General features: G+C 41.7%; 16 protein-coding genes. 2 read left to right on the top strand and 14 right to left on the bottom strand.

Going from position 1 to position 20,049, the window contains the following annotated elements; translation table 11 throughout:
• Positions 1 to 96 precede the first annotated feature (96 nt).
• Positions 97 to 402, bottom strand: a complete 306-nt coding sequence (locus tag SYJ56_RS20985; protein ID WP_323837595.1) for a helix-turn-helix domain-containing protein — start codon at positions 400 to 402, stop codon at positions 97 to 99.
• A gap of 143 nt (positions 403 to 545) precedes the next feature.
• Between SYJ56_RS20985 and SYJ56_RS20980 the strand changes: the two genes are divergently transcribed.
• Positions 546 to 2,177 (top strand): ABC-F family ATP-binding cassette domain-containing protein, encoded by a 1,632-nt coding sequence (locus SYJ56_RS20980; protein ID WP_323837593.1) that lies wholly within the window; start codon positions 546 to 548, stop codon positions 2,175 to 2,177.
• 142 nt (positions 2,178 to 2,319) lie between these two features.
• Here SYJ56_RS20980 and SYJ56_RS20975 read toward each other — a convergent pair whose 3' ends face one another.
• From SYJ56_RS20975 to SYJ56_RS20955, 5 genes are all read right to left on the bottom strand, one after another.
• On the bottom strand, positions 2,320 to 2,616 hold the full coding sequence (locus tag SYJ56_RS20975) for a type II toxin-antitoxin system RelE/ParE family toxin (protein ID WP_323837591.1): 297 nt from the start codon (positions 2,614 to 2,616) through the stop codon (positions 2,320 to 2,322).
• Positions 2,613 to 2,897: a hypothetical protein gene (locus SYJ56_RS20970; protein ID WP_323837589.1), complete on the bottom strand. Its 285-nt coding sequence runs from the start codon at positions 2,895 to 2,897 to the stop codon at positions 2,613 to 2,615. The genes SYJ56_RS20975 and SYJ56_RS20970 overlap by 4 nt, the downstream gene beginning before the upstream one ends.
• 135 nt (positions 2,898 to 3,032) lie before the next feature.
• Positions 3,033 to 4,328 carry a TRAP transporter large permease gene (locus tag SYJ56_RS20965; protein ID WP_323837587.1) on the bottom strand — a complete coding sequence of 432 codons (1,296 nt, stop codon included), beginning with the start codon at positions 4,326 to 4,328 and terminating at the stop codon, positions 3,033 to 3,035.
• Positions 4,328 to 4,816: a TRAP transporter small permease gene (locus tag SYJ56_RS20960; RefSeq protein ID WP_323837585.1), complete on the bottom strand. Its 489-nt coding sequence runs from the start codon at positions 4,814 to 4,816 to the stop codon at positions 4,328 to 4,330. Before SYJ56_RS20960 ends, SYJ56_RS20965 begins: the two co-directional genes overlap by 1 nt.
• 24 nt (positions 4,817 to 4,840) lie before the next feature.
• Positions 4,841 to 5,827 (bottom strand): TRAP transporter substrate-binding protein, encoded by a 987-nt coding sequence (locus SYJ56_RS20955; RefSeq protein WP_323837583.1) that lies wholly within the window; start codon positions 5,825 to 5,827, stop codon positions 4,841 to 4,843.
• A 294-nt stretch (positions 5,828 to 6,121) separates the two neighbouring features.
• Between SYJ56_RS20955 and SYJ56_RS20950 the strand changes: the two genes are divergently transcribed.
• Positions 6,122 to 7,768 (top strand): UxaA family hydrolase, encoded by a 1,647-nt coding sequence (locus SYJ56_RS20950; RefSeq protein ID WP_323837581.1) that lies wholly within the window; start codon positions 6,122 to 6,124, stop codon positions 7,766 to 7,768.
• Here SYJ56_RS20950 and SYJ56_RS20945 read toward each other — a convergent pair.
• From SYJ56_RS20945 to SYJ56_RS20910, 8 genes are all read right to left on the bottom strand, one after another.
• Positions 7,765 to 8,805, bottom strand: coding sequence for a Gfo/Idh/MocA family protein (locus SYJ56_RS20945; RefSeq protein ID WP_323837579.1), 1,041 nt, complete (start codon positions 8,803 to 8,805; stop codon positions 7,765 to 7,767). The two genes, SYJ56_RS20950 and SYJ56_RS20945, sit on opposite strands and share 4 nt — an antisense overlap.
• On the bottom strand, positions 8,802 to 9,815 hold the full coding sequence (gene yiaK / locus SYJ56_RS20940) for a 3-dehydro-L-gulonate 2-dehydrogenase (protein ID WP_323837577.1): 1,014 nt from the start codon (positions 9,813 to 9,815) through the stop codon (positions 8,802 to 8,804). The genes SYJ56_RS20945 and yiaK overlap by 4 nt, the downstream gene beginning before the upstream one ends.
• 77 nt (positions 9,816 to 9,892) lie before the next feature.
• Entirely contained in the window at positions 9,893 to 11,248 is a 1,356-nt protein-coding gene (locus tag SYJ56_RS20935; protein ID WP_323837575.1) for a pectate lyase family protein, read from the bottom strand.
• 11 nt (positions 11,249 to 11,259) lie between these two features.
• Entirely contained in the window at positions 11,260 to 11,643 is a 384-nt protein-coding gene (locus tag SYJ56_RS20930) for a VOC family protein (protein ID WP_323837573.1), read from the bottom strand.
• Between the two features lie 24 nt (positions 11,644 to 11,667).
• A complete protein-coding gene (locus tag SYJ56_RS20925; protein WP_323837571.1) occupies positions 11,668 to 13,155 on the bottom strand; it encodes a pectate lyase family protein in 1,488 nt (495 codons plus the stop codon).
• An 82-nt stretch (positions 13,156 to 13,237) separates the two neighbouring features.
• A complete protein-coding gene (locus SYJ56_RS20920; RefSeq protein WP_323837569.1) occupies positions 13,238 to 14,899 on the bottom strand; it encodes a DUF5123 domain-containing protein in 1,662 nt (553 codons plus the stop codon).
• Between the two features lie 30 nt (positions 14,900 to 14,929).
• Complete coding sequence (locus tag SYJ56_RS20915) at positions 14,930 to 16,735, bottom strand: RagB/SusD family nutrient uptake outer membrane protein (RefSeq protein ID WP_323837567.1); 1,806 nt, start codon at positions 16,733 to 16,735, stop codon at positions 14,930 to 14,932.
• Positions 16,736 to 16,755: 20 nt separating this feature from the next.
• A complete protein-coding gene (locus tag SYJ56_RS20910; RefSeq protein WP_323837565.1) occupies positions 16,756 to 20,043 on the bottom strand; it encodes a SusC/RagA family TonB-linked outer membrane protein in 3,288 nt (1,095 codons plus the stop codon).
• Between the last annotated feature and the right edge of the window lie 6 nt (positions 20,044 to 20,049).

Raw genomic sequence — 20,049 nt, 5'->3', positions numbered from 1 at the left:
ACTGGTCTAATACTTTCTTCTTGAATGTCGATTCTTGTTCTTTCATACTGCTCTATCTTATAAACTTTAACTTAAATTCAAAGTCTTAGACAGAGTTTAGATTACAGTCTCTTCAACCGTAATATGAAGCTTTCCTCCTAAACCTTCCTCTATCACTTTTTTGAGCGTAGATACACGGATATCACTTACTACTCTTTCGATCTTAGAAATATACGTCCGCTTAACGTTCAGTTTTTGAGCCAGTTTCTCTTGAGTCATATCGGCCTTCGCTCTAGCATCTTTTACCAACTCAGCAATCATAAATGCCTGTGACTTTTCTTCAAAGACTCTTCTGGATTCACTTCCAATTTGACCATATTTCTGTTCAAAATGTTCTTTGATCGTCGTAGGATTCTTTTTCATAATTATTAGCATTATCTCAATCTAAATTTAAAATCCTAAACTTCAAAACTAATCTAGCAAGTGATAGAATTAGTCCATCTCAAATTTTCAATTACAAATTTCAAATATGAAACCTTACCTTTGCCGCTTCAATTCCAAGACTTATGATTTCAGTAGATAATGTCGCCGTCATTCACAGCGGTTCCACACTCTTTAGCAATATTTCTTTTGCCATCAACGAAACCGACAAAATAGCCCTTATGGGTAAAAATGGTGCTGGCAAATCTACTCTTTTGAAGATCATCGCAGGTCAGACCAAACCAAGTTCGGGCTCTGTATCTGCCCCTAAAGACTTTGTAGTGGCCTATCTTCCGCAGCACCTGCTCACTTCGGATGATTGCTCTGTGATGGAGGAAACTTCCAAAGCATTCGCCAGCTACCTGGATATGAAGACGGAGATCGAGCGGATCAATGAAGAATTGACTGTGCGTACGGATTACGAATCCGATGGATATTACAAATTGATCGAGCAGGTATCTGAGCTTTCGGAGAAGTTCTATGCCATTGAGGAAGTGAACTATGAAGCTGAGGTAGAGAAAGTTTTGCTTGGTTTGGGTTTCGAGAGAGCTGATCTGACACGTTCTACCTCGGAGTTTTCCGGAGGATGGAGAATGCGAATTGAGTTGGCAAAGATTCTTTTACAAAAGCCTGATCTGATTCTACTTGATGAGCCTACTAACCATCTGGATATTGAATCGATTCAATGGCTGGAAGATTTTCTCCTGAATAAAGCAAAAGCTGTTGTGGTAATTTCCCACGATAGAGCCTTTGTGGATAATATTACGACGCGTACCATTGAGTTAACAATGGGCAGGATGTATGACTATAAAGCAAAATACAGCCATTACCTAGAACTTCGAAAAGAACGTCGTGAGCAGCAGCAAAAGCAATATGAAGAACAGCAAGCTACGATAGCAGATATCCAAGGATTTATTGACCGTTTCAAAGGCACGTACTCCAAAACACTCCAAGTACAATCCCGAGTGAAAATGCTGGAGAAAATGGAAATCATTGAGGTGGATGAAGTAGATAGCTCAGCATTGAAACTACGCTTCCCTCCTTCCCCTAGATCAGGTAATTACCCTGTGATCGTAGAAGACATGAGCAAAAGTTATGATGAACATGTGGTCTTCAAGAATGCCTCCATGACTATTGAGAGAGGCCAGAAAGTGTCTTTTGTAGGTAAAAACGGGGAAGGTAAATCCACCATGATCAAGGCGATAATGGGAGAAATTGATTTTGAAGGCAAATGCGAATTGGGACACAATTCCATGATCGGCTATTTCGCGCAGAATCAGGCTTCCCTTTTAGATGAAAGCTTGACAATTTTCGAAACGATCGATCACATAGCCGTGGGTGAAGTACGTACTAAAGTGAAAGATATTTTGGGCGCATTTATGTTCAAAGGAGATGATATCAACAAAAAAGTAAAGGTTCTTTCTGGTGGTGAAAAAACCCGCTTGGCGATGATCAAACTTTTGCTGGAGCCTGTAAACTTGCTGATTCTGGATGAGCCTACAAACCATTTGGATATGAAGACAAAGGATATCATCAAGGATGCTTTGAAAGCCTTTGACGGTACGCTGATCATCGTATCTCACGATAGAGATTTCTTGGATGGATTGGTAACCAAAGTGTTTGAATTCGGAAATAAGCGGGTGAAAGAGCACTTCGAAGACATTAATGGCTTCCTTAGAAATAAGAAGATGGAAAATCTGAAAGAGGTGGAGAGGTAGTTTGATGTCGGATGTCGGATGTCGGATGTCGGATGTCGGATGTCGGATGTCGGATGTCGGATGTCGGATGTCGGATGTCGGATGTCGGATAAAGCGAACTCAAGATATTGACAAAAGTTTCAGAAAGTAGAAATTAAGTTGATCACTTATTCCATGGCCATTTCGCAGGGTCTAGAGCAGTATTGAAGATTGAATAGACCACAATAACATTTCCTTCAATTGCATAAAAAATCAGGTAAGGAAATCCTTTTAACGGGCAACTTCTAAAAGGCATTTTCTTATATGGATAAATTTCAGGAGCTTTTTCAATTAGACTTAATGATCTTCGAACAGACCCTAAAAACCTCAGACCTAAGCCTGCTACTTTCCCTTCGTAATAAGTGAAAGCATCCGAAATTTCAATTTCAGCAGAATTAAGAATTTGAAGGGTATAGGTCATTCCCTCTTTCCTGTCACTCTAGCTTTGACTTCTTCCCAGGAACTTGTTCTAGAATTACCTTTGAGATATTCTGCTCTCCTCCCATCTAAAACTTGGTAATATTCCTCAGGAATCTCATATTCCTCATTCTTTTGTTGCGCTTCAAAGTAGTTAAGAAGTAATTCAAAATCTTCCCTTTTATTAAATGAAAAAACCTCATTGCTTACCCCAAGCTTTTCCAAAAGCTCTGTTACAATTTTCAGTTCTTTCTCATTTTTAGGATTTACAATTATAGAGTCCATGGTGTAATTTTTTACCTCATCACAATTTACGGAAATCTTCACTTAAAGATCAAAACACCCAAAAACAAAAAACAGCAGTTTTCGACTGCTGTTTTTTGTTTTGCTTTTTCTCATCGGTCATCCGACATCCACCCCCTACACCCCGAACACTCTCGGAAGCCAAAGTGAAATCTCCGGGAAAAGCATAATCAGAATCAACGCCAAGACCATTGCAAAATAAAATGGGAGCATGGGTTTCAGTATTTTTTGAATCGTTGTATTTGCCACTCCTACACCAATAAAGAGAATAGAGCCTACTGGCGGGGTACAAAGCCCAATACATAGGTTGAGTACCATCATAATACCAAAGTGGACTGGATCCACTCCCAACGCTGTCACAACAGGTAAGAAAATAGGAGTAAAAATCAATACCGCAGGAGTCATATCCATAAAGATCCCGACAAAGAGCAATAGCACATTGATCATAATAAGGATAACAAAAATATTATCACTCAATCCCAAAAGAGCATTTGAAATGTTTTGTGGAATATCCTCGCTGGACATCACCCAAGACATAGCCATAGAAGTAGCAATCAAAAGCATTACTACAGCTGTAGTCTCAGCAGACTTCAGCAATACAGAAGGCAAGTCTTTTACTTTCAGTTCACGATAGATCATGGATAAGACTAGGGAATAAACCACCGCAATAGCTGAAGCTTCTGTAGCTGTAAAAACACCTCCGATAATCCCACCTATCACAACAATTAATAAAAATAAACTCGGTACTGCTTGCCAGAAGGTTTTTAAAATCAGAGCTAGCGTAGAGCCTTCTCCAGCTGGAAGCTTATGAATTCTCACCATTATTGCAGCAGTCACCATCAACATGCCACCAACCAGCAAGCCTGGTAAATATCCAGCTACAAATAATGCCGCCACAGAAACTCCCCCTGAAGCAAGAGAATATACGATTAAAACATTGGAAGGTGGAATGATCAATCCAGTCGTAGAAGATGTTATATTCACTGCGGCTCCCAATTCTTTAGGATAACCTTCTTTTTCCATTCTTTTTCCCAAAATACCTCCCATAGAAGATGCAGCTGCAACCGCAGAACCTGCAATCGCTCCCATAAGCATCGCAGCAATGATATTTACATGCAGCAAACCTCCGCGCATCCTTCCTGTGAGTGCTTTCGCAAATTCTATCAAACGATTGGCTATCCCACCTCGGTTCATCAATTCACCCGCAAGAATAAAAAATGGAATAGCCAATAGGGAAAAGCTATCCAACCCTGTCCCCATACGTTGTGCAATTGTGGTAATTGCCGGCATAGTCTGCACCGTTACCATCAAAGTCAGCAAGCTGGAAAGTCCTAGACTCCATGCTACTGGAACACCTATTCCTAAGAAGAAAAGAAAGGAAATTACTAATACTAATACGCTTAATACTTCCATTACACAGCGGTTTTAATAGTTGCCAAAAATTTAATTGCAACCAACTGGTAGTACATTACCAGTAGCCCGCTAAAAGGAATGATTCCATAAATATATGCAAGAGGAATCTGCAGCACTGCTGATCTTTGTTCTAAGATAAAAGTCAGGTAAACTAGGTTTGAACCACCTATGACCATAACTACAAGGGCGAAGACCAAAATACAGCAGTTGATCAAAATCATTAATTTATCCTGTGCTTTTTCCTCCAGTTTAGTTAGGAGAATATCGATCGCTAAATGCTCATTTTTGCCTGCGACATAAGCAGCGCCAAGCATTCCTACCCAGATCAGCATGTAACGTGATAATTCATCAGTGAATGAACTTGGACTTTGAAAAACATAACGTGAAACCACCTGCCAGGTCACATTGAGCACCATAAGTGCCATCAAAACGACCAGAAAATGGGCAATCCACTTATCCAGGTTTATCTTGGTTTGGGGTGAAAACATAGGGTTGATACTTTGGGTTAAAAATTATTTTACAGCGCGAATTTCCTCTACGATTTTATAGATTTCAGGCTGTTGTACTTTGAGATCAGTATACATTGATTCAACAGCTTCCCGGAATGGCTCCTTATCTGGATAGCTGATAGTCACACCAGCCTTTTTCAATTCGCTTAAAGATTCTTCGGTAGCTTCTGCCCAGATTTTATATTCGTATGTAGCAGATTCATCAGCCGCTTCTTGAAGCCATTGTTGCTCCTGCGCATTTAGACTTTCCCACACTTTAGTACTTACAATCATCACATCTGGCAAAGCAGTATGTTCATCTATGCTATAGAACTTACAGACTTCGTAATGCTTGGATGTATAAAGACTCGGCGCATTATTCTCAGCGCCATCTACTATACCTTGCTGCAATGCCGTGTAAAGTTCTCCATAGGAAACCGGCGTCGGAGAACCTCCTAAACTTTTCACCATATTGGAGGCAGTATTACTTTCCATCACTCGGATCTTCAACCCTGCAAGATCCGCTGGAGTTTCTATTGGTTTATTTTTGGTGTAAAAGCTTCTTTTCCCAGAATCATAGTAGCAAAGACCTCGTAAAAGATACTTCTGAGGATCAAGCAAAAGCTTTTTACCTATCTCACCCTGCAAAACTGCAAGTTGATGGGTATCATCTCTGAATAAGTAAGGCATCCCAAATACCTGCATGGTAGGGGCAAATCCTTCCAAGGCAGCTGAAGATACTTTGGTCATTCCCAAACTGCCAATCTGAAGAAGTTCTACCAGTTCACGCTCACTTCCCAACTGTTGATTTGGATATATTTTCACGACCATTTTTCCGCCGGATTTCTCTTCTACTTTTTCTGCCAAAAAAAGCATTGCTTCGTGTACTGGGTGAGTGATGCCAAGTCCGTGGCCAAGCTTAATAACTCGCTTATCTCCGACAGCCTGACACGAAAAAAAGAGCGTAAGCACTACACAATAAGAAAGGATTTGAAGTTTTTTGATTCTCATGGGTTTATTGAACATAAAACATACAACACAATTATAAGTCTTTCTAAGCTGATATGTCAGGTCGATTTACGGAATCGATTTAGTCAGAAAGATAAATGATACTTCTAACTTAAGAACAGAAATTCACATGTTTTCGAAGAATATCCAAGCATTGTAGGTCCCCATTTTTGTTAAAAGCACAATTCGATTTCGGCACTCCTCTGCAATTGTTTTAATATTTAGCAACGATTTTCTTTATTGCATAACAATTACTTACCTTGTGCAATCGATTGCGCAATATAATGAATAATTCCAATGAACCATAAAACATTACAAATTCATCCTAAGGACAATGTTTTGGTCGCTTTGCAGGACCTAGCGGCAGGCGAAATCCTTGAACATAAGGGCTTAAAAATCACCATCAAAGACTACATTCCTGCAAAACACAAGTTCGCAATTAATGAGTTGAACAAAGGAGATCAGGTGTTTATGTATGGGGGAATTGTAGGTAAAGCTCTTTCAACCATCCCTTCCGGAGGGGTTCTAAGCACGGAAAATGTAACTCATGAAGCTGAAGATTTTGGAAAAAAATCCGGTGATTACCAATGGGACTCACCAGATATCAGTAAATTCAGAGACAAAACTTTTATGGGTTTTCACCGACCTGATGGACAGGTGGGAACGGGGAATTATTGGTTGGTAATCCCAATGGTTTTCTGCGAAAATAGAAACGTGGATATTATCAAAGATGCCTTCCTAGAAGAGCTTGGTTTTGGTAAACCAAACCCATTCAAGAAAATGGTAAGAGAAATGGCAAGCCTGTATAAGTCAGGTCAAACCACTTCTTTCGACACGGTTTCTGTAGAAACAGTCGTTGAAAAACCGGAAGAGCGACTTTTTGAAAATATAGATGGAATCAAATTCCTAAATCATCAAGTGGGCTGTGGTGGCACGAGAACGGATTCACAGGCGCTTTGTGCGCTGATCGCCGGCTATATTAACAATGCAAATGTAGCCGGAGCGACGATTTTGAGTTTAGGTTGTCAGAATGCACAGTCTTCCTTTATGGAAGAGAAATTGCGACTAATCAACCCTGACTTCAAGAAGAAATTGATCATTCTGGAGCAACAAGTAGAAGGAACCGAGCAGCAATTGCTCACCCGAGCTATCAAAGAAACGTTTATAGGAATGGCCGAAGCCAATACCCAAACACGTCAACCTGCTCCTTTGAGCAAATTAGTCGTAGGTCTTGAATGCGGTGGTTCTGATGGGTTCTCTGGAATCTCAGCAAATCCAGCTGTAGGCTATGCTGCTGATTTGGTAGTAGCATTGGGTGGAACGGCAATTTTGTCGGAATTTCCTGAGCTTTGCGGTGTGGAACAAGAACTTATCAATCGCTGCGTTTCTGATGATAAAGCTGAGCGCTTCTCTTCTTTGATGCGAGCTTATGCTGGCGCAGCAGAGGCAGCAGGTTCCGGCTTTGATATGAATCCTAGCCCAGGAAATATAAAAGACGGACTGATTACGGACGCAATGAAGTCTTCCGGTGCAGCCAAAAAAGGTGGCACTTCGCCAGTAACAGACGTGCTGGACTATGGTGAATATGTAAAAACCCCAGGTTTAAATTTGCTATGTACTCCTGGAAATGACGTAGAAAGCACCACTGCAATGGCTGGAGCAGGAGCAAATATGATTCTTTTCACTACTGGACTCGGCACTCCTACCGGTAACCCAGTGACACCTGTGATCAAAGTTTCCTCCAATCACAAGCTAGCTGAACGTATGCCAGACATCATCGATGTGAATACTGGTTTTGTGATCTCAGGAGAGAAAAACATTCAGGAGATGGGGGAAGAAATTTTGGAGAAAGTAATCAAGATTGCTAGTGGAGAAGAGAAATCTAAAGCTATGATACTCGGCCAAGATGACTTTATCCCTTGGAAAAGAGGAGTTTCACTTTAAGCATGATCAAAAAACGGGAGTTCTACTTCTTTCTCAAGTTCTGAGGATCTATAAATGGCTCGGATCAGTTCGACTGATTTTCGAGCCATTTGCCCTTCTACCAACACCGGTTCATTTTTATCAATGGCATTCAAATAATGTTCCCACTGGGCTTTATGCAAAGCGTGTCCGATTGCCATGGGATCAGCAGCACCTGAACCAGCATTGGTGTCTGCGATAATCGGCTCGCTTTCTTCTCCCTGAATGCTCCATTGAATGATTTTTCCAGCTTCTAAAACAGCACTACCGCACTTCCCGAAAATCTCTAAACGCTCTGGTAAACCTGGGTACAAAGCAGTAGAAGCAGTTATATTTCCCAAAGCTTTATTCTCAAAGGTCACGATCGCGGCACCCAAATCCTCTCCTTCTATAGGATGAAGTGCGGTCTTTACTTTTGCAAAAACTGACTTCACATCACCCATGACATCCAGCAATAAGTCAAACGTGTGAATGCCTTGATTCATAAATGCTCCGCCTCCATCCCCTTCCAGCGTTCCTTTCCATGGACTATTGCTGTAATATTCCGGAGCTCTATACCAGTTTACATGCGCATTCCCCATCAAAAGCTTTCCGAATTTCCCTTCTTGAACCGCTGCTTTGAGCTTTAAATAATCAGGTGAAAATCGGTTTTGAAAAATGACTCCAAGCTTCACTCCATTTTCCTCACAGGCTTCAATCAACTGGTCAGCTCTGTTCAGATTTATTTCGATTGGCTTCTCTATCAACAAATGCTTCCCAGCTTTTGCAGCCAGTAAACCAGCATCCATGTGATGCCCACTAGCTGTGCAAATGCATACAATATCAAGATCTGGATGAGTTAAAAAGTCAGAGACATCAGAATAGGTTTTAATGCCAAATTTCTCCTCGGCTGACTTTGCTCTCTCGGGCGAACTGCTACAAAGCGCCACCAATTCAGCATGCTCTATTTCATTGATTGCATCTGCATGCTTGCCGGTGATCGCTCCAGTTCCTACTATTCCAATTTTTAGTTGCCTCATGATTTCAGTTCAATTTGAAGTTGCTCCCAAAGCTGCTCTGCAATAGGTACTCCATTGTTAAGATTTTTATTGCGGGTTACTAATGTATTTTCTCCAGGATATCTAACTGATTTCTGACCGAAAGTCGCTGAGCTTTTTAGGTCATCAATCAGAGCATCTGATTTGGTTTCTATCCAGTCAGTGAGTTCAAGTTTGGATGGGTCAAAGCAAAGAAAAACCTGGGAAACGGCACTCTCATGACCCGATTTCCCAACTTCAAAAGAAGCATTTCCGCCTGAAAGAACTACTGCAAGCAGATCTAAAACCATGCTTAGACCCGAACCTTTCCACAAACCAACCGGCAATCCTAGGTGGTTGTTGATGACTGTTTCAGGATCTTTGGTCAGATTTCCTTCATCGTCAAAGCCAGCATCATAGGGCATTTGCTCGCCTTTAGATTTAGCTATGCTCAGCTTACCGTAAGCGAACTGTGTAAAAGCCATATCCAAGACCACTGGTCCCTTTGCTCTAGGAATCGCTATCACCAGCGGGTTATTTCCGATTTTAGGTTCACTACCACCCCAGGCTGGCATATTCGGGATCGTATTCGTAAAGCAAATACCGATGCATCCTGCTTCCACTGCTTGCCAACCGAAATTCCCTCCTCGCATCCAGTGATTGGTATTTTGTAAGGTGACGCAGCTAATCCCAAATTCTTTCGAGAGTTGAATCGCCCGATTCATGGCAAAGTCTGCATTTAGATTTCCCACGCCTTCCTGACCATCCCAGCGCTCAAACATCCCAAGTTGACTTACTATAAGAGGCTCTTTCTCTGGGTTAACTAAGCCTTTTTTGATAAAGTCAAGGAATAGGAAGAAGCGATTCACTCCATGAGAGCGAACTCCGTCCAGGTCAGCTTTCGCAAAAAGAAGAGCACATCGCTGTGCCCTTTCTTCTTCTAATCCGTACTTAAGTAAAATTTCCTTCAGCGTCGAGCTGATTTGTTCAAAAGGAATTTGAAGATCATTCATTGACAAATAAGATTCTAACACGTGATATCCTCTAAGATAAAATCTACGATCCGATTTTTCTCGATTTGCAAAAAAAACTATTTGACCAAGCTATTCAAATAGACTTCCACGTTACTGTATTTCTCATCTAGATCAAAGCCCTTAGCATCATCTGAATTTTTTGAATCCAAACCGTTTTCCTTCTCCCAAGCATCTGGCATTCCGTCTTGATCTGAATCTACTTTTGCAGCTCCTTGATCGAGGATAGGCCATCCTCCCACGTCTACTTGTGAATCTATGATTCCATTTGCACCAAACTCATTCACTCCTGTGGCAACTTCCTTTACTATCCTCTTATCTATCGCATCTCTAGTAAAGTTTGCTCCAGCATTTTCCAAAACAGTGTGAAAAGCATTTTTTGATGTCATTGTTTTTGCTCCAGCAAAGTCAAAAACTTCAGCAACTTCCACCTTCTCAGGATCAACTTCTTGTATACCCAGACTATTGTTTTCAGTGACATTCTCAAATCCTTCTACAAAGTTTCCATTAACATAGAATTTAGCAAATGGCGCGTATGGTTCCACAATTCTATCGCGGTTGGACTTGGTGGCAGGACCTGCTTTGTAATAATTATTGACGATATTGTGTTGGCCTTCTTCGCCCGCATAGGAGCTATTGCCTTTCCAATTGTAGATCACATTATTCCTAAAATCTACCCATTCTTTTTCAGGCTCTTTGTGGTATCGGGCGCCATTGAATCGTGGATTGCGGCTATTATGGTCTGCAAGAAGGTTATATAGAAAAGAAGCTTTCTTTCCGCCCCAAATCCCCCCGTAGCCATGCTCTCCTTTTTCATGAACTGACTTATTCAGGCTTTCTGAAAGTATGGTCCATTGTAGGGTAAAATTCTCATTGTCATAAAAGGAGCCGCACTCATCCGTAGCCCAACTCAAGGAACAGTGATCAATGATGACATCTTTCACCCGGATTGCGCTCATTGCATCATCTTGAACGTTCATTTCATCTCCCAGCCTGCTTCGGAGATAGCGAATGATCACATTATCCCCCTTGACTTTGATAGGGTAACCCTGAAGGGTAATTCCACCACCTGGAGCACTTTGCCCTGCTATAGTGAGGTTGCCATAATTTATATCTAAGCTTGATTCCAGCTTAATATTCCCAGCCACAGCAAAAACGATAATCCTAGGCTCTTTCTTTTGGATCATGTCCCGAAGCGAACCTGGCCCATCATCATTGAGATTAGTCACCACCAGTACTTTGCCTCCCCGACCTCCAGTAGTGAATTTCCCAAATCCCTCAGCTCCTGGAAAAGCCAGCGTTTTCCCGTTATTCTCGGTGAGAAATTGACTTTCTGCATCACTAACTACCTGAGCGTGGCAGGCAAAAGAAATCAACAGGAGTACTCCTAATCCAAATATATTTTTCAGAATCATATTTTAATTTATTAGATCATAGGTGTGGCTCGCTTGCATAATTGCAGTGCCAATCCCCAGGGATCTTTGAGCATAATGAGATGAGAGCTATCTGGCAAAATATCATCTGAAATCAATTTTGCACCTGCACCGACTAAGCGATCTCTGTCCGAATCCGGGTCTTCAGATACCAGAGCCAAGTGCACAGCCAAAGGGTGTAGTTTCTCAAAATCAAGCGTCTCACCTTTGGGATTGGAATAGATTTCGATCATCACGGTTCCACTATCATCAGCCAAGAAGGTCATGTGTGGAGGCTCCGTCATTTTTTTGACCACTTTCAAACCTAGGTGTTCCTCATACCAAAGTGAGGCTGCTGAAGCATTGGCCACATTAAGTGCAAAATGTTCGAATTTCATCTACAAATAGTTAGTGTTATAATTTCAATTACCCAGAGGAAAATCCTTGATCAATTCATTCAGATAAATCTCCAAATAGGTGTAGGGAGTTCCCTGCTTAATTTTAGATCCGTCGCTAGCTAAGTTTGGATCAAGCTTATTTTTGGATTCCCATTCATCTGGAATTCCATCTTTATCCGTATCGACAACTGGAGTTCCAACTGCCAGCTCTGGCCAGCCTCCTACATCTGTTTGAGAATCGATTATTCCCTTGGTACTTCCCAATGAACCTTCAAAGGAATAAGAATTATTCTTCACATTCTCCAAAACCCTTAAATCAACTTCATCCCTTACCAGAGAACTTCCGGCATGTGCCAACACCAATGCTAAGGCTTCCTCTGCAGAATGGGTCGTCACATTATTCTCTATTGGATGCGGTGAAGAAAGACGTATCCCATCTATTATTTCCTGCGGGATACTACCATAACTACCATGAAATTGATTAGCCACACCATAGGTCCAGTTGTCCTGAGATGTCTGTATGCTCCCCTCCACCACATTTCCTTCCACAAAGAATTTTCCCCAGATGTCATAAACTTCTGTTCCTTCATTTTTATTCTTATCGATGGAGACTATCCTATTACGCTTCGAACCAGTAGGAGTTGCAGGACCAGGTTTGTAGTAGTTATTAACGATGTTTACATTCATGGCCTCCCCACCGTAGGTACTGTTTGAACCCCAGTTGTAGATGACATTATTTCGCACATCTACTAGATCTGTCAAGGCAAAAGCTTTGCCTGCTTCTTCACCCAGCCGTGGATTTCTACTGTCGTGATGAGCAAGAAGATTGTGGTGAAATGAAGCATGCTTACCACCCCAGATTCCCCCGTAGCCATGAGAGCCCTTTTCATGAACCGAGTTTTTTAGACTTTCAGAAATAATACTCCACTGCAAAGTAGTATTCTCATTTGCATAGAAGGTCGCCGTCTCATCCGTGGACCAGCTCAGCGAGCAATGATCTATAATAATATCTTTGCGGAAACGTGCTTCCAGTGCATCAGCTTCCTGTTTGCCCACATCCCCCATCCTAAATCTTAGGTATCGGATGATCACATTGTCAGCATTGATTACCACAGGAAAGTCCCTTATCGTTATCCCATCTCCGGGTGCACTTTGTCCGGCAATAGTGATATCTCCAAAATTGATCTGAAGTTTTGATTTGAGCTGAATTGTCCCGCCAGTATTGAATAAAATGTTACGCTTGCCTGTCTGGTTGATAGCATGTCGGAGAGTTCCTACAGAGCCATCATCCGTTAATTTGTCCACATAATACACCTTGCCCCCACGTCCGCCAGTTGTCAACTGGCCAAAGCCTTCCGATCCGGGAAAAGCATAAGATAACCCCTCGTATGGAGGTATCACTTCTTCACTTTCCTCCTCATCCACCGCAACATCAGGTTCTGGAGAATCATCGCACGCGATATTGCTGCAAAGCAAAAATAGACCTAGAAAAATCTTAGTTATTATCTTCATTTAAATTCGGAATAGTTGAAAAGAATAAGGTGTGGTAACACCACACCTATTCTACTAATACAATAACCCAATATCTCCTCAATTACAAGGTCACTCTCCAGCGCAAATCTCCTGTATCATATCTTCCTGCGAAGCCATTATCCTTGAAATTAAAGTTATTGCTTGCTGGATTTACCCATAGGTCATCCTGTGCTTTCGAATAATTCCCTACAGGGAAGCCCGGTATTTCATTGCTTGAAAAACTAAAATCACCAGTACTATAATTATTTATCAGATTGAAATTTGTATTAGCCAATCCATCCACACCTCGAATTCCGTAATTTTCAGCTTCTGCTTCATCCCAAGCATGTCCAAAAATGCTATTGGTGATAGTAATGCCATTAGTGACATCATTATTTCCATCTCCACCTCTATATCTGAACATTTGTCCTCCAGGACTGATGAAATTCCCAAATGTGGAGGCATCAATTGTGATAGAAGTTGAATTATTTCTGGAAGTGATTCCACCTTGGATTTTATTAAAAGTGGAGGATTCAAATAGAATGTTCTGAACGTTGGCAGTCAGTTCATCATCAGACGGATTGGTATCAGTAGTCAATAATCCATAGCCACCTATGCTGTCAACAAGTGTATTTCTGATGATGTAATTTTCCAAAGTAACAGTACCTCGAATCCTTAGAATTCCTCTGAAAGTACCCATTTTGCAGTTTTCGAAAAGAAGTTCTCTGACATTGACTCCACTGGTATTAGGATTGAACACATAATCTCCAGTATAGTCAGCTCCTCTGATTTCCAGATCAATAAACCGGATATGATCAATTTGCGCACCTTCAGCAATGTCCCAGTTACCTGTGGTATAAAGTTTTGCTTTTTGCTCCCCGAAACCATAAGCTGCCCGAATAGTGATTGATTTATCAAGTGCATCCCTTGGCAAATCATAAGTCATTCCTCTTTTCACCAAAATAAGATCTCCATCAGCCGCAGCCAGCACAGCATCTGCCACCGCACTTGGGCTTTCGTTGTCACGCACATCTATTACCCCGGCAGCTGAAGGATCGATATCTGGGGTTTTTGTAGTGTAATTCACCCAACCTCTTAGTACTTCCTCACTATAAATAGCGATTTGATATTCCGTTTCGGCATCCAAACCTTCTACAATTACCTCAGCATTTTCCTCTTCCTCACTAGAAACCGCCTGCTTATCGAACAAAGGGGTGCTTAATTGCAAATCATCAGCAGCAAATACTTTTACTCCTGTGACCGTCGCCCCCGCTTTGGTCCAAGTAACTCTGGCTGCTATATCGGTGACATCAAAGACCGCTGGATTATTTAAAATAGTCGGGAAACGCTGGGTTCTTACATTTCCCAGATCCGCAGGTTTACTGTCATGGACAGGATCTACCGCATGAGCTGTAGATCTTATCTGATACAATGTATTCCAGAATAACTCTTCTCCTATCAGCTCCTTATTAATTTCCACATAGGCTGTGTCTGTCTCAATCACATATTCTATGGTATTGAATGTATCACGGCTAACTTCCAACGTGTAGGAGAGCGCGCTTTTCATTTTGCCCATATCCACGATGATCGTATTGCCTTCTGAATACAAGTCCTCGTTCAGCACCGGTCTGAATAACCTAGTCTGCTCAAACATCTCTTCCTCCTCCTTACATGCTGACAAGGCTAAAAAAGCCAATAGTAGCATTAAAAGGGATGTATTTATATTTCTATTTAGAATTCTCATTGTTGATCTATTAGATTTTTTACAGCCTCATTAAAATCCATAACCATCATTGGTCAATGTGCCTTGGCTATTGTTGATAGCTGTGGAAGGAATAGGGAAAATGTAGCGAACAACACCTGGATTTGGTCCATTGATGTAATTTGCCCAGTCTTTAGTGATCCACTGTTCATATTGAAGGGTTTCATTATGCAGGCTCAACAAAAACGAAACCTGAGTCCAAGTATCATCCGGCGGAGCGACTACTTTAGTATTTGGATTAAGTAGCACAAACTGCCCTGATTCATTCACCTTCCAATACATATAATCTGGCAAATCACCAGTCCCATTGAACGCCTCATCAGCCATTTCCTTCAATCCATCAACTGTTTCGGACATCTTCTCGGAGTAATTCCCCCAACGAATCAACTCATATTTGCGAATCATCTCGCCACCAAATTCCCATGCTCTCTCATCCACAATCGCTTCAAAGAAAGTGTCTTTACTTGCTGAGACATCTGTTACATAACCATCTACACGAGTACTCCATAGCTCATCACTAAAGGCTCTTCTTCTCACTCTTTTCAACGCTTCCTGTGCACTTGCTGTAGGTCCATTCAATTCGTTTTCAGCTTCTGCATACATCAATAGGATATCTGCATATCGCATCATAGGCCAGTTGATACCTGTACCTTTGGCTGAGGAAGCGCCTGGAGGATTCTCCAAAAATGATCTACTCCACTTACCCTGTGCGATGTTTGTGCTCCCATTGACAAACACCTTTTCGAAGCTTGAATTGATCTTGTACAGCGCACAAGTCACATCTCTTCTGGTATCTAATGAGTCAAAGGAAAAATAGTAAGTCGGTGGAATTGCCATGTAGTTATTTCCAGATCCAAAGCTGTGAGCGGCGGTAGGTCCACCTTCTACTGTGATTCCTATGTTCCAAGCCACATCGCCATTTCCCAGTGCAAAAGGCACTTCGAAAAGCACATCGGCATTTACAGGAGAAATAAACTTGGACTGGTTCAAGAAGACCTGACGATAATCAGAAGGAAGCTCACGGTCTTTCAACTGGATCAATTTTTCTGTGTAAGTCTTAGCGATCTGATAGTAGTCTAGGTAATCACCTTCTCTCACTTGGGAAAGGTCCTCCTGTACATAATATCCTCCGCGCTGCAAAGCGATCCTCGCAATCATACCTAAGGTGTATTCTCTGGTCACTTGCTCAATACCAAATGGAGTCGCATCTGCCCAAAGCATTTTTTCCTCTACTTCCATCATGTCTGCGATCACTCCAGATAGAATAATGTTGCGATCCTCTTTAGGAAGAAGAAACTCATTTCCAGCTTTGGGAGCTTCATTTACATAAGGTACATCTCCGAAGTAATACACCAAGATGCTATACCAATACGCCTTGAGCGTAATAGCTTCACCGAGTAAGTGATTCATAGTAGCTGCCTCAGCCACATCAGTAGATTCTAGTTTACCACTGGCACGAAGACCTTCTATGGAAATGTTGGCATCCCGGATAGCCCGATAGGCATAGGTCCAGACAATGTCCAAATCTCTGTTGGTTTCCAACGCATTGAGGTCCCAGATCTGATATCGATCTCCAGAGCTAGTCCATCCGCTTTGGTGCTCTATATCCGTATTTCCAGCCATATTATTGGAAAGTCGAGAGCGGAAGGCATCCTGACCAAAGTGGGAATACACCGCATTCACCCCTTTCCGTGCATCATCCACATTGGAATAAATGTAATTTGTATCGAAGGTGGATAGCGATTCCGGCTCAAGAAAGTCTTGGCAAGAAAAACTCGCACCCACTACAACTGCTAATATTATATGTTTGATTTTCATTGGTTTATATTTCAGATCCATTAAAATGTGACATTTAACCCCACCGTGAAAGAACGGCTTCGTGGAAATGAGGAGTAGTCAACTCCCGGAGTCAAGGCCGCATACGTGCTACTGCGACTAGTGCTTACTTCGGGGTCGTACCCTGAGTAATCTGTCCACAATTTCAAATTGCTTCCAGTACCATAAATTCTCAACTGAGACAAACCGATTTTTGAAATCAATGTGTTAGGAAAAGAATATCCTACCGTAAGATTGTTCAATCTGATGAATGACCCGTCTTCTACCGCCCAATCAGATATCACCGCCCCGGCAATCCCAAAGCTACTGTGAGACCATATGGATTTGTCAGCATTCATTTCTCCCAATTGGCCTAGATCAGTCACCACTTCACCTGGAGTTCCTGTATATGAACCATCCACATCGATATAAGTGAAGCGATTGTCCGAACTCATTGTCGTTAGCAGGTTACCATAGGTAGTTCTTCTATACTGATTGTATTGGATTTTACCTGTGTTGTATACATCATTACCGAATTGGTAATTGAAGAAAATCTGAGTATCGAAGCCTTTGAATCTAGCATTAATTCCAAATCCACCTTGATTCTTCGGAAGTGCATTCCCAATAACTCTACGGTCATTAGCATCGATTACACCATCTCCGTTAAGATCCTTAAGCTTCATGTAGCCAGGCTTGATATTGGTGTTTCCGACTACTCCTCCAGAGCTTGGGATCCCTTCTTGAAGAATATAATTACCCGAAACTGCGTCATAGGACTGGAAATCATCAACACTATACATACCATCGCTCACATAGCCATAGATATCTCCTAGCTTACCACCCACTTGCAGATAGTAATCATTGATATTATTCAAATCAGTACTTGCCCAGTTTGACTGGAAAAACCTATCGTTTGTGCCATCAAGCTCTTCGATTTTGGCAATGTTCACACCTGTGTTAAAATTCACAGACAAAGAGAAATCAGGTTTATCGACTATATAGACATTGATTCCCATTTCAAAACCTTTGTTGGAAGTACTACCGATATTATCCCACTGAGAACTGAAACCTGTGTTTGGAGGGATAGCTGATTGAAGTAATAAATCACTGGTAGTGTTGGAATAGAAATCCAAGCTACCTTCAATTTTTGCCTTCATAAGTGAAAAATCCAATCCTAAATTTCGGTTGATGGTAGTCTCCCATACCAAATCTGGATTATACAATACTGAGCTACTTGGTGTGTAATACACATTATCTACGTTACCAAAGCCAGGGCCACGATTAGTGGATCCTTGAAATAAAAACTGGGTTGCAGTAGCATCAATACGATCATTACCTGTCTCACCATAAGAAACCCGTAGCTTCAGTTCATCTACGAAAGTAGAGTTGCGTAGAAATTGCTCTTCAGAAATTTTCCATCCAACTGCCACTGCAGGGAATACCCCAACTCTGTTTTCCTTAGCAAACTTGCTGGAAGCATCTGCTCTCACTGTACCAGTTAAAAGCCATTTGTTGTTGAACTGATAATTCACTCTACCAAAAAGCGAGGATCTATTGGAGTTAGTCTCATTTCTAGTTTCCAATCTATCCACTCTGCCGAAAGTCATATTTGCAAAAAGCTCCTCTGGTGTAATTGACAATCTGAAATCCTCAGAACGAATCATAGAGTAGGTGCCTCCAGAAGAATAAATCTCTTGACCGAACAAGAAATCTAACTGGTGCTTTTCTCCAAGACCATTCACTTTCCAGTTTACACTGTTGAGCCATCTGTAAGAGTTGCTTTCTCTATTGGTTTTCACCCCAAGTGGTAAGCTACCACCGTTATTGAATGACTCGCCTGTCAATGGTCCGTAAAATCTAAGTTCTTCTCTGAAAGTCTTGGACCCGTTAAACGTAGTTTTGAAATCCAAACCATCCAAGATATTCCAAGTTAGGCCAGCATTGAACACATAATCGTTATCTGTACGCTTTCTCCAATCTTGCTCAGCGAGTTCTATAGGACTGACAAGGCTTAATAGAAATGATTGAAAGTCATCCTCGGAGTTCAGTTGATTTACATCAATCTCCAACTCATCTGCAATACCATTCACAGGTCTGGTCTGTACTGCGTCTTTAATATTAATCTGTGCACTACCAGATGTACCGGCACCATCCACTACGGTGTTGGTGATACGTGCTCCTGCATCAAAAGTCAACCTCTCTCCAAGTTTCTGATTCAGTTTGAAGTTGATTACATTTCTTGTGTAACCCGAATTGATCATCAAACCTTCATCCGTGTTGTTGGTCAAACTCAACATCACTTTAGTCATGTCTGTACCGCCTGATAGGGAAATGTTATTATACATGGACATTTTCGGATCTCCGAACAATTCCTCTTGCCAGTCTGTTCCTGGCTTTTCTTTGTAAAGCTCTAGATCATCATAAACTCCATAAAAGCGCTCAAATCTTCTCAAGTCAGCTTCTGATCTCAGTTTGGCATATTCATAATTTGCCATCACGTACTCATAAGGATCTAGCACATCGTACCTACGGTCTTTAGGAAGAGTCTTATATTGGAAAAAATTGTTGTACGAAACAGAAACTTTCCCAGCGACAGGTGTTTTGGTTGTCACTACGATTACTCCATTGGAAGCCTGTGCCCCATAGATGGCTGTGGCTGCCGCATCTTTCAAAACAGAAATGCTTTCTATATCAGTCGGAGGAATATCCCGGATACTACCTACAATAAATCCATCCACTACATAAAGTGGCGCATTGTCCTGCGTGATAGATCCACCTCCACGAACGCGGATTACGATATCCGCATCTGGAGAACCGTCTGTGGTAAGCACATTTACACCAGGAAGTCGGCCCGTAATAGCCTGAGCGGCACTTGCAACGGGTATTTTGGAAAGATCCTTACCAGAGATGGAAGCGACGGATCCGGTCAGGTCAGTACGTTTCACAGTACCATATCCGAAGCTCACCACCTCCACTGTTTCCAGTTGCGCCATGTCTTCTTCAAGTGTAACATCTATAATAGATTGATTTCCCACTTCGATTTCCTGAGTTTCCATCCCGATAAAGGAGAAAACCAAAGTTTCTGAAGAAACTGCCGGAATGGAATAAGTACCATCCACATCGGTGACTACACCACGGGTAGTTCCTTTTACGGTCACATATGTGCCGGGAAGGGGAAGGCCATCAGAACCAATTACAGTTCCAGTGACTGGGCTGGTTTGTGCAAAAGACTGGAAACTCAGACTGCACAACATGCATAATAAGAGGATAAGATATCGGGGCTTTTCCGATAGGAGTAAAGTTTGTTTCATTTAATT

Source organism: Algoriphagus aurantiacus (genome assembly GCF_035156405.1).
GTDB lineage: Bacteria > Bacteroidota > Bacteroidia > Cytophagales > Cyclobacteriaceae > Algoriphagus > Algoriphagus aurantiacus.
The sequence above is the reverse complement of the archived record's forward strand: the minus strand, read 5'-3'. Positions and strand labels throughout refer to the sequence as shown.